The organism is Vibrio sp. Y10_XG_PY6 (genome assembly GCF_024181795.1).
GTDB lineage: Bacteria > Pseudomonadota > Gammaproteobacteria > Enterobacterales > Vibrionaceae > Vibrio > Vibrio diabolicus.
The window spans coordinates 1-14,721 of record NZ_JAMZAQ010000001.1 but is presented as its reverse complement, the minus strand read 5'-3'; the positions used below and the strand labels follow the sequence as shown (position 1 = coordinate 14,721).

Genomic DNA, 14,721 nt, shown 5'->3' with positions numbered 1-14,721 from the left:
ATAGAAGGATAAGATTATGACTAATTTAACCCGTCGTGGATTTCTAAAAGGCACAGGTATGGCGGCTGGCGCCATGGCATTTACTTCTTTTGCGCCTATGTCTGTTGCGTCTTCAAACCAGCGTGGCAAGGGCATTTTGACAGCGGGCCGCATGGGCCCAATGTTATGTGAAGTGAAAGATGGTAAGTTGGTCTCGACTACTAATGCTCTGCCACAAACTGTACCAAATAGTCTACAAACTACTGGGCCTGACCAAGTGCATACCAAGGCGCGAGTGAAGTACCCAATGGTACGTAAAGGCTACTTGGCAAACCCATCGTCGCCAGAAGGTGTGCGCGGTAGTGATGAGTTTGTGCGTGTGTCTTGGGATGAGGCTTACAAGCTGATCCACGAGCAGCACATGCGAATTCGCAAAGAATATGGCCCAGCTTCTGTGTTTGCTGGTTCTTACGGCTGGCGTTCAAGTGGCGTGCTGCACAAAGCACAAACCTTGCTGCAACGTTACATGAGCATGGCGGGTGGCTATTCAGGCCACTTGGGTGACTACTCAACGGGTGCTGCGCAGATCATCATGCCGCACGTTGTGGGCTCTATCGAAGTGTACGAGCAACAAACCACGTACCCAGTGGTACTAGAGCACAGCGACGTGGTTGTACTTTGGGGCTTAAACCCGATCAACACCCTAAAAATCGCGTGGAGCTCAACAGACTGTGCTGGTCTTGAGTTCTTCCATCAATTAAAAAAATCAGGCAAGACGGTTATTGCGATTGACCCTATTCGTTCTGAAACCATCGAGTTCTTTGGCGAGAATGCGGAGTGGATTGCTCCTCACCCAATGACCGACGTAGCGATGATGATGGGTATCGCACACACCTTGGTGAAACAAGGTAAGCACGATAAAGCCTTCCTCGATAAATACACCGCTGGTTACGACAAATTTGAAGCGTACCTGATGGGCGAAGAAGACGGCGTAGAAAAATCAGCGGAGTGGGCATCGCAAATCTGTGGCGTACCTGCGAAGCAACTTGAGCTCTTAGCTGACATCTTCAGTAAAAACCGCACCATGCTGATGGCGGGTTGGGGCATGCAGCGCCAACAATACGGTGAACAGCGTCACTGGATGCTGGTTACACTGGCAACGATGTTGGGTCAAATCGGCTTACCGGGCGGTGGTTTTGGTTTCTCTTACCACTACTCAAACGGTGGTAACCCTGCTCGTGACGCTGGCGTGCTTCCTGCGATTTCAGCATCACTGGGTGGCGGCTCTTCTGCGGGTAACGACTGGGCGGTATCTGGCGCGGTGCAAAGCTTCCCTGTGGCGCGTATTGTCGAGGCGTTGGAAAACCCAGGTCAATCCTACCATCACAACGGCCATGAACTGACGTTCCCAGATATCAAGATGATTTGGTGGGCAGGTGGTGCGAACTTTACTCACCACCAAGACACCAACCGCTTGATTAAAGCATGGCAAAAGCCTGAACTGATCGTGATTTCAGAACCTTACTGGACAGCGGCTGCGAAGCACGCGGACATCGTCCTACCAATCACCACATCGTTCGAGCGCAACGACTTAACGATGACGGGTGACTACAGTAACCAACACTTGGTGCCAATGAAGCAAGTGGTTGAGCCGCAAGGTGAAGCGCGTAATGACTTCGATGTATTCGCGGACATGGCGGAGATGCTAGCACCGGGTGGACGTGATGTGTACACCGAAGGTAAAACTGAAATGGAATGGCTGTACGGCTTCTACAAGGTGGCGCAACAAGGTGGCCGTGGCTCTCGCGTAGCAATGCCGAACTTCAGCAAGTTCTGGGAAGATAACCAACTGATCGAGATGAAGTGGAACGAGAAGAACGCACAGTTTGTTCGTTACGCGGATTTCCGTGAAGACCCGATCATGAACCCGCTAGGTACGCCAAGTGGTAAGATTGAAATCTTCTCGAAAACGATTGAAGGTTACCAGTTGGAAGACTGTCCTCCACACCCAACGTGGATGGCACCAACCGAGTACACCGGCAATGCAAAAGATGGCGAGTTGCAGCTGATGACCGCGCACGCAGCGCATCGTCTACACAGCCAGTTTAACTACGCGAAGATTCGCGAAGAGTACGCAATTGCAAACCGTGAACCTATTTGGATTCACCCTGAAGATGCGAAAGCGCGTGGTATTAAAACGGGCGATCTAGTTCGTGCGTTTAACAACCGTGGCCAAGTATTGGTTGGTGCAGAAGTGACTGACCGAATCAAGCAAGGTTCAGTGTGTATTCATGAAGGCGGTTGGCCGGATTTGGATCCGAAAACCGGCATTTGTAAGAACGGCGGTTGTAACGTGTTAACGTTGGATATTCCGACCTCTCGACTTGCAAACGGCTGTGCGGCGAACTCGGCACTGGTTCGTATTGAAAAATACACTGGCCCAGAATTAGAACTAACGGCGTTTGAACCACCAAAAAATGGCTAGAAAAAAGTAGCGCTTGAAAGCAAGAAGCCAGCGAATCGCTGGCTTCTTTTTTATCTAGTCATCGTTCACATTAGCGCGAAGCGAGAGAAACAAATGGCATCTGTTTCTTAATTTGAAATGTCGGGAGTAAAGTAAATACAATCGCGACAAACAAGACCGAGCCTATTAAATCTTCAGGGCGATGCATGCCCAGCCATAAGCGGCTATATGCGATGCTCATTCCCCACATCCATAATGACAGTGCAGAAATATAGCACTTGTTCTGTAAGAACAACCCACCAAAGAAAGCCAAACAAATCGAAACGAAAATCGTATGGCCGGATGGGAAAGAATAGTCTTTCTCGCCTTGCCAATGGCGTGTTCGCCAATCACTGACGTGTTCAGTAACCTGGTTAATTACGTTGGCTTGTTGTTTTGTATCTAACTGATAAAACGTTTCTGGTGTTTCAATCAATTGTTCTGCTGCGAGCAATTCCGTGTATGGGCGCGGGCTTTCTGTCATCAGTTTTAGCCCCGTTTTGCTGGCAAAGCCAATCACAAGTAACAGCCCTAACATTGAGAGTTTTTGCATCCACTCAGTGCGACTTGGCTTAAAGCGAAATAAAGAAAGCAGTAGCAGTGTTAAGGTAATTAAAAAGCCTTTGCTGCCAGCAGAGTCAGTGAGCAAAGTAAAAGTAATACCCAGACTTTCAGGCACCTGTGAAGTGAGATCGTGATAAGAGCCAAACAGCGACATTGGGATGATGCCAAGAACAAACAAGGCGAGCATCATCAATCCATATTTTTTGGTTTTCATTGAGAGCGTTTTGTTTTTATTGAGGGTTATTCAACCACGTGAAAATAAGGGACTTATCTTACGTTATCTGGCGTGAAAAACTTATCAACGCTTTGTCAATTTGACGAGAGAATGAAGGTTGAGTGATGAATTGATGACATTTATCCGGAAGGTAAAGGCGCTCATCCTTAAGCGCTGGGGTCTTAATCCATCAGAGAAAGTAAGTATTCTGCTGCTTTGGTTGGGTTTTCTGCATGACAAATGGCAGAAACCAAAGCCAAACCATGTACACCTGTCGCACTCAGGGCAGGAATGTTGGTTTCGTTGATGCCACCAATAGCGACGATTGGTAAGGATGTGGTGTTCAGCGCCATTTTCAAACCTTCAATACCCCAGTGTTTTTTGGTGTTGGTTTTGGTTGGTGTAGCGAAGATGGCACTCAAACCGATGTAATCAATCGGAAGAGAGTCCGCTTCTGCAAGCTGCTCTTCATTTTCGATGGATAAACCGAGAATTTTGTTTGGTCCAATCAACTCGCGAGCGATAGTTGCGGGCATATCTGATTGCCCCAAGTGGACACCATCAGCATCAACAGCAAGGGCAACATCAACACGATCATTGATGATTAACGGGACGCCAGTGCCTTCAAGAATCGTCTTTACGGCTTGAGCACGTTCGATAAATGCACGAACGTCACCATGTTTTTCACGCACCTGCACCATGGTGACCCCACCTTCTACCGCCTTTCTTACAACGTGTTTGAGAGTGGATAAATCTTGTTGGTCGTCGGTGACCAAATACAAACGATAGGCGTTCATTATGTTTCCTTTTGCCTCCCACTGTCTTTGGAGTGAGAGGCGTTTAAAGCATTGAAAAGTGATTTATCTCACTTGTAATTTAAGACGTGTTGCCAGTGTTTCTTCGTCCAGTTGGTAAAGCTCATCCAAAAGATGCATTTGCAAGCTACCTGGCCCTCGCACTTGCTCAGCCGCAATTTCACCCACAACGCCAAGCACCGCTGCCGCAGCAAGGCCTGTTTCGTCGCCGATTGCTGCGAAAGCGCCAGTCAGTGCCGTCAGTGTGCAGCCCATTCCGGTTACGTATGGCATCATCTCGTGACCATTATTCAGCTGTACGGTTTGCTCTTTTGTCACTATGTAGTCAGTTTCGCCGGAGATCACCACGCTCGCTCCGTATTCTTCAACTAAGAAGTGAGCCGCCCCAAGGGCCGCATCACTACTGTCGAGTGCATCTACACCTTTGCTTTGCGCTTGCTCACCAGCGAGAGTAATTATTTCGGAAGCATTACCACGAATGATTAACTTGTTTGCAAGGCGGGCGATTTCGCGCGAGGTTTCGGTGCGCAGTGAACTTGCGCCGCAACCGACAGGGTCGAGCACAACGATTTTACCGTTCGAGTTGGCTTTCTCGACGGCGTAGATCATGCGCGGCGTCCAAACGCTGTCTAGGGTGCCGATGTTGATCACCAAAGCGCCAGCAAACGACATCATTTCTGCCATTTCTTGCTTTGAATGCGCCATGATAGGCGAAGCACCGATAGCCAGCAAAGCGTTCGCCGTGTTGTTCATCACCACGTAGTTGGTAATGTTCACGACTAAAGGCTTTTGCTGACGCACTGCGGTTAATGCTTGAGTGATTTGTTCTATTAACATGAGATTCTCCAATTAACCTTATTGCGCGTTTAGACCTTGTTGCCAAAACGCCACTTCCATACGCGTTGCGGTTTTGAAGACCTGAATCAGGTTTTGACCGCGCTGGCTGTGGATGTCGATTTCAGCCAGTAGCTGGTTAAAGTGTTCGGCCCCACTTGCCACGCCAGATTGGAACTCTTCACCGCCGTACAAGTTAATCCAACTTGCGTAAGGATTGCCTTCGAATACCGTGTTTTCATCTTCAATCAGCATTTTACCAATGACGGCGTAGCCGATGGAGCAAGGGGCGAGCGCGGCATATAAGTCAACTAAGTCGCCCGTCATTCCCGCATCCAATACGTAGCGCGTGTAAGCCACCGTGCCAAAGTCTTCCGGCTCGTTTTCGAGATCAGATTCCGTTAATCCCCACTGACCGCAGTAGGTAACATGGTGGGCAATCTCTGAATCTAAAAGCGCATGTACGCTTGGTAGTGCGCGGCGCATATCGTCTAACGTACGCGCTTTGTAGATTGCCAGCGCATAAGCTCGTGCGTACTGTTTTAGGAATAAGAAATCTTGCTTTAAGTAATGCAGAAAACAAGGTTGAGCCAGAGTGCCTTTGGCCAATTGCTGCACGAAGGCATGCTCGGTGTATTCTTGCCAATCTTGGCGGCAAGCGTCGATCAAATCTTGGTATTTCATAATGGGGCTGCCTCGTAATTAGTCAAAGTTCGGTACGTAATCTTTCGCTTTTGGTAGCGTTTCGATGATTTTTTGTGAATACATGAACTCGGCGTAGTCGTCATAGCGTTTTAGATCGACTGCTGATGGGCGAAGCGCGAAACGAGTTAACGTGTCATTCCAAGCGCGTTGGTTGAGCTCGTTGTTTAGTGTGTCTGGCGAGTAAGCGACAAACTCTTTCCAAGACTCTTTAGGATGGTTGACGATGTAAGTGGTCGCTTGCTCCAGCGCTTTGTTGAACGCTTTGATAGCGGCTTTGTCGTAGGTTTTTGCATTCGCCACAAACACCAGTTCGTCATACGCTGGTACGCCGTGCTCTTCTGGGAAGAAGGCTTTGGCTTTGTAGCCTTCTAGCGCAAGTTGGTTGGTTTCGAAGTTGCGCAAGCCGCCCCAAATGGCGTCCACTTTGCCTGATGCGAGAGAGGAAGAGAGTGCCCAACCGACGTTGATGATTTGCACGTCAGAAAACTTCACGTTCTCCTGCGCAAGCATGGTGCCGATTGTTGCTTCTTCGTTACCTGCGATAGCAATACCGATTTTCTTGCCTTTGAGGTCGCCAAGGTTATCGTTCTTGCCGTTATCCAACACCATCAATGTGTTGAGAGGAGTAGCAATCAAGGTCGCAGAGCGGATCAATGGCAAGCCGGCCGCTACGTCGATGGTCAGGCTAGGTTGGTATGAAATCGCCATATCGACTTTGCCTGCTGCAACTAGTTTAGGTGGTGTGCTTGGGTCGGCGGGTTCTTGGATATTGACCTTCAAACCTTGCTGTTTAAAGTAGCCGCGCTCTTGTGCGATCACGATAGGGCCATGGTTCGGGTTAACGAACCAATCCAGCATTAAAGTAAGCTCTTTTTCGGCAGCTAGTACGTTAGTTGAAACCATTGAAGCGAGCAGAGCAGCAGCGCTCATGAGTTTGTTTTTATTCACGAGGTTCTTCCTTTTTCTTTCCCTATTTGTTTTCCCAGGGAATGGCTTTTTTCAGTAATTTGTCAGTGGTGAAATAGAGTGCGATAGACAGCGCGGCGAGAATAAACAGCGCCGCGAACATCTCATCGATGATCATGCGAGCGTTGGCTTGCAGCATCAGATAGCCCAAGCCCTCACTTGAGCCAACCCATTCACCTACCACGGCACCAATCGGCGCAATAACCACGGCAACGCGAATACCAGACGCTAACGTTGGTAGGGCGGCAGGTAGTTGAATATGGCGCAGTAATTGCCATTTCGATGCGCCCATGGTTTTGGCAAGATCGAGATAGCCGGTGGGGGTGTTGCGCAGTCCGTCATAACAACAAGTTGTTACAGGGAAAAAGATGATGATCGCCGCCATTACTACTTTCGATGCAATGCCGTAACCCAGCCAAAGCATGAGCACTGGCGCGATGGCGAACACAGGGATCGCTTGGCTAGCAATCAGAATTGGCAGTAACCAACGCTTCAGCGGTTCGAACATCAGCATTTGCAATGCGAACAGCAAACCCATCGATAATCCAAGCGCCAAGCCAAGTAGGATCTCTTGCGCGGTAACCCAAGTATGTTTGAGCAGGACATCGTAACGAGTGACCAATCTATCCAGCACTTCAATTGGTGAAGGTAAGATGAAGCCTGGCATGTCGAATACCACAACAACCAACTGCCACAATCCCAAGATCACCACCGTGCTGATGACCAAACGGAGAGCCGGATGGGTCACGCGTTCTTTTTTACTAATACGTGCCGAAACGGAGTTGTACTGAGTCATATCACTCATAGTCTTTCTCCAATTGATCCAAAATCGCTTGTTGTAGCGCCGCGCATTCTCCATCGAGAACTCGTGGAGGCGTAGAACCCGGAACAACCAAGTGCTGAGCTTGCGCAGGTGAGCCTTGCAATACATAGAGTTGATGAGCTAATCGCACCGCTTCTTGTGGGTCGTGGGTAATCAGAACAACCGTCTTATCTTTCAATAATTCGGCAGACAAGGTTTGCAACTTATGGCGAGTAACCGCGTCCAGCGCAGAGAAGGGCTCATCCATCAGAACCAGAGGCTTGTCTTGCATCAGAGTACGAGCAAGGGCAACACGCTGTCTCATACCGCCAGAGAGCTGAGCTGGCTTAGCATCCGCGTAATCGGCGAGTCCCACTTGGCTGAGTAAAGTCAGTGCACGTTGTCTATTTTGCTCTGGTGCTTGCTCTTGAGAAAATCGAGAACTGAGGCGGACGTTGTCTAACACATTCAACCACGGTAGCAATAAATCCTGTTGAGCCATGTAAGCGATACGGTCATGCAGTGCAGCGCCATCGGTTGTGATGAGTTCGCCATGCCAGTCAACTTGGTCATCCAGTAAGCCCGCTAAGTAACGCAATATTGTGGTTTTCCCGCAGCCACTTCGTCCGAGTAATACCGTCCATTTACCGACGGGAATGGTCATGTTCATTCCTGCTAAAGTCGGTGTTTGGCTATCTTTGTATCGCAGGCTAGCATCGGAAAGCTGAATGCCAATCGCGTTAGCGAACATAGGTATGACCCGCAAAGAAGTGATTCACAGGGCCGTGACCTTTACCGACATCCAATTCATCAGCGTGTGCGATAGCTTGGCTGATGTACTGCTTACCAAGGTGCACCGCTTTGTGTAGGTTGTTGCCTTGGCTAAGGTAAGACGCAATGGCGGAAGACAGTGTACAGCCCGTACCGTGTGTGTTTTTGGTCGGAAAACGCTTGGCGCTGATTAACTCGGCACAGTCTTGCATGATCAGCAGATCGTTGCTGTTTTCATTTTCTTCAAGATGACCGCCTTTGAGCAGAATAGCTTTGGCACCAAGTGCACGAAGGTCGGTAATCATATCGTTCATTTCAGATTCTGATTGAGGCACTGGCTTACCCGTCAATGCTGCACCTTCTGGCAGGTTAGGAGTGATGATGTCTGCCAGTGGAATTAACTCTTCTTTTAATGTGCTGATTGCCGACTGTTCCAGTAATAGATCGCCGCTGGTGGCCACCATTACAGGGTCAATCACGAGGTGTTTTGGCTGGTATTGTTTAATTTTGTCTGCAACAACTTTGATGATGTTGGAGTCGGCTAGCATGCCCACTTTGACTGCAACGATGTTGAGGTCGGTAAATACTGCATCAAGTTGGCTCTCTACATGGTCGAGAGGAATGGGGAAAATCGCAGAAACGCCTTGGGTATTTTGCGAAGTAATCGCCGTGATTACCGAGCAAGCAAAACTGCCGGTTGCGGACATCGCTTTGATGTCGGCTTGAATACCTGCACCGCCACCACTGTCTGAGCCCGCGATGGTCAATACGATAGGGGTAGGCAAGGCTGGCGTGTGATGTGAATGAGGTTGTGATTGCTGCGTCATGGTCGCTCCTACTACAAGACGTATAGGAACTGACTTTGACCGTTGCAGATAGATCGATTTTTCGATCGCTATCGCTTACCTAAGAGGGGTGACGAAAGGCAAAGTGTGCATAGTTCCCTACGTCAGTGCTAACTGAATCAGGTTCAACGGGTCTCGAATTTCGATCTCAGCCAACACTTGTCGTGTGGCCCCCCGACTATTTCGTTCGGATGATAGCAGGACCATTGCGGAAGGGATACGTTTTTTGAGCGTAATTATAATGAGTATTCAATTATGCGAGGTGAGTGATAAAGTAAGCACCTAAATGGTTTGCTGTGTGGAATTTACTAGTGCAACGCTCTGGTGAAAGAGCTGAACCTGGAATATTTAATAAATAATCGTGGTCTCGCTAAGCAAGGATTAGCACAAAACAAGGTTAAAAAACTGTTAAAATTTAACGCGTTGCCAATTTAACTTTGTTGAACTTTTCGACAGTTAATTAGGAAGGCTAAGACGATCATCGAGCAAGGAGACTTCATGCTTAATTCTGCAACAGCGAAGTCAGTGATCGATCATGCTCTCTTTTTAGGGGCTGATTTCGCTGAACTATTCGTTGAACATCATCAAACTAACACCGTCCAGATCGCATCTGGTGAGGTGGATAAGGTGAACTCGGGTATCGATTTTGGTATCGGTATTCGTCTCTTCTTCGGTCATAAAGTGCTTTACGGTTACACCAACAGCACCGACGAAGCCGAGCTAAAACGCGTAACGTCATTGCTTGCGGCAAAAGACAAGCGTGAACAAATCGCGTCAGCAGGTTCTTTGAATTTGAACCGCTACCCAATCCAACACGGTTGTCGCATGCCGTTAAGTCAGGATGCCAACTTAGATTCAAAAATCGCGTTTCTATTGAAAGTTGACCAAGCTGCGCGTGCAGAAAGTGAGTACATCAGCCAGTTCATTGGTAGTGTGCTTCAGCGCGAGCAGCAAGTGTCTATCTTCAACTCAGAAGGTCTACACGTTGACGATACTCGTCACTACATCCGAGTTGCTGGTAATACCGTTGCTCAAAAAGGTAATGAGCAGTCTTCTGGTATGGAAGGTCCTGGCGCTCTTGCTGGTTGGGAGTTCAGCGAACAGCTTGATGCGAAAGAGCTGGGTCAAACTATCGCGCAGCAAGCGTTAGTGAAACTTGGCGCGGATGCTTGTCCATCGGGGGAAATGCCAGTGGTAATTGGTAACGGCTTTGGCGGCGTTATCTTCCATGAAGCGTGTGGTCACTTACTCGAAACTACTTCGGTTGCGAAGAAAGCGTCCGTATTCCACGACAAGATGGGCGAAATGGTTGCTCACACCGCAGTGAATGCAGTTGATGATGGCACCATGACCAACGAATGGGGCTCGATTCATGTTGATGACGAAGGCATGAAGACTCAGCGCACTCAATTGATCAAAGACGGTAAGCTAACCAGCTTTATGGTCGATAAAATGGGTGGCATGAAGACAGGTTATGAGCCTACGGGTTCTGGTCGTCGTCAAAACTACAAATTCGCACCAACCTCGCGTATGCGTAACACCTTTATCGAAGAAGGCGAGCATTCACTTGATGACATGCTGGCAGGCATCGAGCGTGGTATCTATGCGAAGAAGATGGGCGGTGGCTCGGTTCAACCGGGTACGGGTGAGTTCAACTTTGCCGTTCGTGAAGCTTACCTCATTGAAAATGGCAAAATCACCAAGCCTCTGAAAACAGCAACGCTGATCAGCACGGGTCCAAAAGTGTTGAAAGAAATCAGCATGGTCGGCAAAGACATGGCGCTTGCGCCGGGCATGTGTGGTTCAGTAAGTGGTTCAGTACCAACAACAGTCGGTCAGCCAACACTGAAAGTGGATAATATTCTGGTAGGAGGCGGTAACTAATGAGCCAAGAAAAACAACTTCTTAATGCGGTTGATTACGTCCTATCAGAAGCAAAGCGTCAAGGCGCAGAAGCGGACGTCATTGTAAACCGCAACAGCAGCTTTTCTCTGAAAGCGAACCAAGGCAAGTTGGATGAATACAAAGTAAGCTCAAGTCAAGTGCTGGGTGTTCGAGTCATTAAAGATGCTCGTGTCGCGACAAGTTATTCTGAATCACTAGAGCAACCAAGTTTAGATTTGATGCTCACCAACGCGCTGCAAAGTGCTCGCTTTTCCAAGCAAGATGAACATCAAACCATCAGCTGCGTAAACAGTAAAATCACCACTGATATTGCAGAAATTGCGCAAGACGATACCACATCGGTCGATGAGAAAATTGAACTGTCCCTTGCGCTTGAGCAAGGTGTTGTGGCTTTGCCTCACGCTTCAAGCTCACCATACAATGGTTACAGTGACGGTGAAACTCAGCTCATCATTGCGAATACTCAGGGTACGTTATGTCAACATTTCGAGCGCTCTTTCACTTGTTACGCGTATACCTTATTTGAAAAAGATGGCAAACAGTCGATGGCAGGTAGAATGTCGCTAGGTCGCCGTTTTGATGAGTTGGATCCAACTTACTGCATTGAAGGCGGTTACAACCTTGCTCGCGACCTCCTTGATGGCGCACCAGTTGCGACAGGTAACTACCCCGCTATTTTCCACATCAATGCGCTGGCAAGTTTATTCGGTGCTTTCGGCAGTGCTTTCTCTGGTGTAAGTGCGATGAAAGGCATTACGCCACTGGGTGACAAGCTTGGTCAAAGCGTTGCAAGTGAACTTCTCACCTTTACCGATGCGGCATACATGCCAAATGGTATGGCTATCGCAGGGTTTGATAGTGAAGGTTTTGCAACTCAAGACAATGTGTTGATCGCCAATGGCCAACTGAATACGCTATTGCACAATAGCCAAACAGCGAATTATTTGGGTGCTGTGTCGACGGCAAGTGCATCTCGCAGTGCGAAATCGAGCTTAGACGTATCGGCAAATCATAAAGTGATTGCGACAGGCAACAGCAGTGCGTCAGAAGTCAAAGCAGGTGAATACCTAGAATTAGTGGAACTGCAAGGGGTTCACTCTGGTGCAGATGCTGTCAGTGGTGATTTCTCATTTGGTGCGAGTGGTTTCTTGTGTCGTGATGGTCAACGTGTTCAACCTGTGCGCGGAATTACAGTTGCAGGTAACTTCTATAAGATGCTGCAAGAAGTAGAAGCTGTGGGTGATACCCAGCTTATTAATGATAGCCGCACTTTCTTCGCGCCAGATGTGCGTTTTGCTCGCTTGAGTATTGGCGGCAAATAAGCGCAGCATAGAAAATCAGAAACAAAAAAGAGGACTCAATCGAGTCCTCTTTCATCATCTAGCAACGTGTACGCGAATAACTAGAATTCGCGGATATCCAGTTCGTTGTGGATCAATACCACACACTGAGAAGCGAAAAGCATCTTAGGACCCAAGCTGATCTTCTCTGTGCCAAGGCGCTTTAAGCTGTTAAAAGACTTCTTAGGCATCGGAATATGGTCAGTTAACAAGAAGCATGGGTTTTCACCAATTTCTGCATCACGAACAAATTCGCCTTTCTTGTCCAACATATAAAGCTGGTGATCTTCGGCTAGTTCTTGAACCAAGCGTTCGAAGCTCACTGTACGAACGGTGATACCAGGTTCGACTTCACGAAGCTGCTCTTTACCCATACCAACAGATGCGTCCAACGCACGGGCAACGGCAGCGATCAACGTTGACTCGTGAAAACCGCCAATATTGGTAATGTCGTTTGAACGAATGGTAATCGTGCGCGAGTAATCCTTCGTGCTCTCTAATACCAAGTGGACAACCACATCTTCACGGTGAGATTGTGCCACGAACATGGTGTTCATCATGGTATGAGCAAGGATCTCGGTATGCGCCTCGTTACCAACACCTTCTAATAGTGCTTTGCTGGTGGTTGGCGCCGCGCGAGCTCGTAAAACAAAAGAGCGCATGAATTTAGCCTCTATATAGGAAGAGTGAATGCGCGGAAGTATATACCCAAGCAGGGAAGGGATGCGAGTTTAATAGTAAATGTGAACTTACTTACAAAGCTTCGATTGTCGTGCGGAGTATGCTGGTTAGAATAGGAGGCAACCCTGTTAGGAGCGGTATATGGAAATCAAAAAGATAAATAAAGACATTTATAAAAAGAAAGTAAACCTGGTGATTGGCGGTTTTGTTGCGTTGCTCGCTATCTCATCTCTTGCCTTTAGTACCTTGCTTATTGTTTTGTTTGGCAACACTGAAGTCGTACCTGAACAATCAACGGGAAACTTTCATTGGAATTTGATTGGTGTCGTTCTCGCAGTCGCAACTTCCCTCTCTTTATTGAATCAAATTAAAACTCGACCATACATGGAAGAGGTGCTGTACGTTTGGAAGCTCAAGCAACTGCACAACAAAATATTTCGTAAACTAAAAAGCATTAAAGCAGCCGCGAGCAATGACGATGTAAAAGCGCTCACTACGCTTAAGTTCTATTACACAACGCAACAACAAGTGTTTGAGTTAGACAACAACACATTGACGATGAATAGTGTAAATAAAGAATTAGAGGCAATTGAGCAAATCGAAGCGGCGCAATCACTGGATCTTGATATCACCAGCTTTAAAGAGAGCTGGGTAGACACATACTGATTGCCTATTTGCTACTTGAAGTTAACAACTGAGTGCTAAAATTAAGCGTTTGAGTGAGATTTAATCACTTGATGCTTTTTTTTAAGTTTTTTTCTAAAAAGGGGTTGCCAAGAAAAATCATCTCCCTATAATGCGCCTCCGTTGTCAGGGCAAAGCGGAAACGCAAAAGCAATTGGCAATAAGGCGAAAGAAAGCTTCTAAAAATTAATTTGAAAAAGTGTTTGACACTGAAAGTTAATTCCTTAGAATACGCCTCCGCTTCGATAGCAAAGCTTACGAAGCAAGCTCTTTAACAATATAGACCTATCAATCTGTGTGGGCACTCGTTGATGATAATCCAATTAGAAACTTCGGTTTCAAATTAGGTTTCAATGAAACGAAGTGACCAATCAAGTCTTCGGACTTGGCACAGTCAATTCATTATCGTTCTGTTGGAACGATAATAGCTTTAAAATTACATAAGTAGTTTTGAAGTCAGTATTCATTGAGCCTCTCCCTATTTATTTAGGGAATCAAAAGCTTTAAATTGAAGAGTTTGATCATGGCTCAGATTGAACGCTGGCGGCAGGCCTAACACATGCAAGTCGAGCGGAAACGAGTTATCAGAACCTTCGGGGGACGATAACGGCGTCGAGCGGCGGACGGGTGAGTAATGCCTAGGAAATTGCCCTGATGTGGGGGATAACCATTGGAAACGATGGCTAATACCGCATGATGCCTACGGGCCAAAGAGGGGGACCTTCGGGCCTCTCGCGTCAGGATATGCCTAGGTGGGATTAGCTAGTTGGTGAGGTAAGGGCTCACCAAGGCGACGATCCCTAGCTGGTCTGAGAGGATGATCAGCCACACTGGAACTGAGACACGGTCCAGACTCCTACGGGAGGCAGCAGTGGGGAATATTGCACAATGGGCGCAAGCCTGATGCAGCCATGCCGCGTGTATGAAGAAGGCCTTCGGGTTGTAAAGTACTTTCAGTCGTGAGGAAGGTGGTAGTGTTAATAGCACTATCATTTGACGTTAGCGACAGAAGAAGCACCGGCTAACTCCGTGCCAGCAGCCGCGGTAATACGGAGGGTGCGAGCGTTAATCGGAATTACTGGGCGTAAAGCGCATGCAGGTGGTTTGTTAAGT

At 47.8% G+C, this 14,721-nt stretch carries 13 protein-coding genes, 1 rRNA gene and 1 riboswitch; of the genes, 5 read left to right on the top strand and 9 right to left on the bottom strand.

Features of this window, described 5'->3' with window-relative positions; translation table 11 throughout:
* Positions 1 to 16: 16 nt before the first annotated feature.
* Positions 17 to 2,464, top strand: coding sequence for a trimethylamine-N-oxide reductase 2 (locus tag NL644_RS00070; RefSeq protein WP_104972195.1), 2,448 nt, complete (start codon positions 17 to 19; stop codon positions 2,462 to 2,464).
* A 70-nt stretch (positions 2,465 to 2,534) separates the two neighbouring features.
* Here the strand turns inward: NL644_RS00070 and NL644_RS00065 are convergent, their stop codons facing one another.
* From NL644_RS00065 to thiD, 8 genes are all read right to left on the bottom strand, one after another.
* The gene (locus tag NL644_RS00065) at positions 2,535 to 3,260 is read right to left on the bottom strand and encodes a phosphatase PAP2 family protein (protein WP_114322637.1); all 726 of its coding nucleotides are present in this window, start codon (positions 3,258 to 3,260) and stop codon (positions 2,535 to 2,537) included.
* A gap of 182 nt (positions 3,261 to 3,442) precedes the next feature.
* Positions 3,443 to 4,057 carry a thiamine phosphate synthase gene (thiE, locus tag NL644_RS00060; RefSeq protein ID WP_114322636.1) on the bottom strand — a complete coding sequence of 205 codons (615 nt, stop codon included), beginning with the start codon at positions 4,055 to 4,057 and terminating at the stop codon, positions 3,443 to 3,445.
* Positions 4,058 to 4,120: 63 nt separating this feature from the next.
* Positions 4,121 to 4,912: a hydroxyethylthiazole kinase gene (thiM, locus tag NL644_RS00055; protein ID WP_114322635.1), complete on the bottom strand. Its 792-nt coding sequence runs from the start codon at positions 4,910 to 4,912 to the stop codon at positions 4,121 to 4,123.
* Between the two features lie 18 nt (positions 4,913 to 4,930).
* Positions 4,931 to 5,593 (bottom strand): thiaminase II, encoded by a 663-nt coding sequence (tenA, locus tag NL644_RS00050; RefSeq protein WP_006740999.1) that lies wholly within the window; start codon positions 5,591 to 5,593, stop codon positions 4,931 to 4,933.
* A gap of 18 nt (positions 5,594 to 5,611) precedes the next feature.
* Positions 5,612 to 6,562 (bottom strand): ABC transporter substrate-binding protein, encoded by a 951-nt coding sequence (locus NL644_RS00045; protein WP_114322634.1) that lies wholly within the window; start codon positions 6,560 to 6,562, stop codon positions 5,612 to 5,614.
* Positions 6,563 to 6,584: 22 nt separating this feature from the next.
* Positions 6,585 to 7,385 (bottom strand): ABC transporter permease, encoded by an 801-nt coding sequence (locus NL644_RS00040; protein ID WP_114322633.1) that lies wholly within the window; start codon positions 7,383 to 7,385, stop codon positions 6,585 to 6,587.
* Entirely contained in the window at positions 7,378 to 8,133 is a 756-nt protein-coding gene (locus NL644_RS00035; protein WP_253657854.1) for an ABC transporter ATP-binding protein, read from the bottom strand. The genes NL644_RS00040 and NL644_RS00035 overlap by 8 nt, the downstream gene beginning before the upstream one ends.
* A complete protein-coding gene (thiD, locus tag NL644_RS00030) occupies positions 8,123 to 8,980 on the bottom strand; it encodes a bifunctional hydroxymethylpyrimidine kinase/phosphomethylpyrimidine kinase (protein WP_114322632.1) in 858 nt (285 codons plus the stop codon). Before thiD ends, NL644_RS00035 begins: the two co-directional genes overlap by 11 nt.
* 97 nt (positions 8,981 to 9,077) lie before the next feature.
* Positions 9,078 to 9,185: riboswitch (TPP riboswitch) on the bottom strand.
* Positions 9,186 to 9,496: 311 nt separating this feature from the next.
* On the opposite strand from thiD, the gene NL644_RS00025 reads away from it, so the two are divergent.
* Positions 9,497 to 10,882 carry a TldD/PmbA family protein gene (locus tag NL644_RS00025; RefSeq protein WP_114322631.1) on the top strand — a complete coding sequence of 462 codons (1,386 nt, stop codon included), beginning with the start codon at positions 9,497 to 9,499 and terminating at the stop codon, positions 10,880 to 10,882.
* Positions 10,882 to 12,225: a TldD/PmbA family protein gene (locus NL644_RS00020; RefSeq protein WP_114322630.1), complete on the top strand. Its 1,344-nt coding sequence runs from the start codon at positions 10,882 to 10,884 to the stop codon at positions 12,223 to 12,225. Before NL644_RS00025 ends, NL644_RS00020 begins: the two co-directional genes overlap by 1 nt.
* An 80-nt stretch (positions 12,226 to 12,305) precedes the next feature.
* On the opposite strand, the gene trmY is transcribed toward NL644_RS00020, so the two are convergent.
* Positions 12,306 to 12,905: a tRNA (pseudouridine(54)-N(1))-methyltransferase TrmY gene (gene trmY, locus NL644_RS00015; protein ID WP_005459965.1), complete on the bottom strand. Its 600-nt coding sequence runs from the start codon at positions 12,903 to 12,905 to the stop codon at positions 12,306 to 12,308.
* Positions 12,906 to 13,065: 160 nt separating this feature from the next.
* On the opposite strand from trmY, the gene NL644_RS00010 reads away from it, so the two are divergent.
* Positions 13,066 to 13,590 carry a DUF3087 domain-containing protein gene (locus tag NL644_RS00010; RefSeq protein WP_053809661.1) on the top strand — a complete coding sequence of 175 codons (525 nt, stop codon included), beginning with the start codon at positions 13,066 to 13,068 and terminating at the stop codon, positions 13,588 to 13,590.
* A 523-nt stretch (positions 13,591 to 14,113) separates the two neighbouring features.
* Positions 14,114 to 14,721: ribosomal RNA gene (locus tag NL644_RS00005) — 16S ribosomal RNA — on the top strand; the annotation flags it as partial.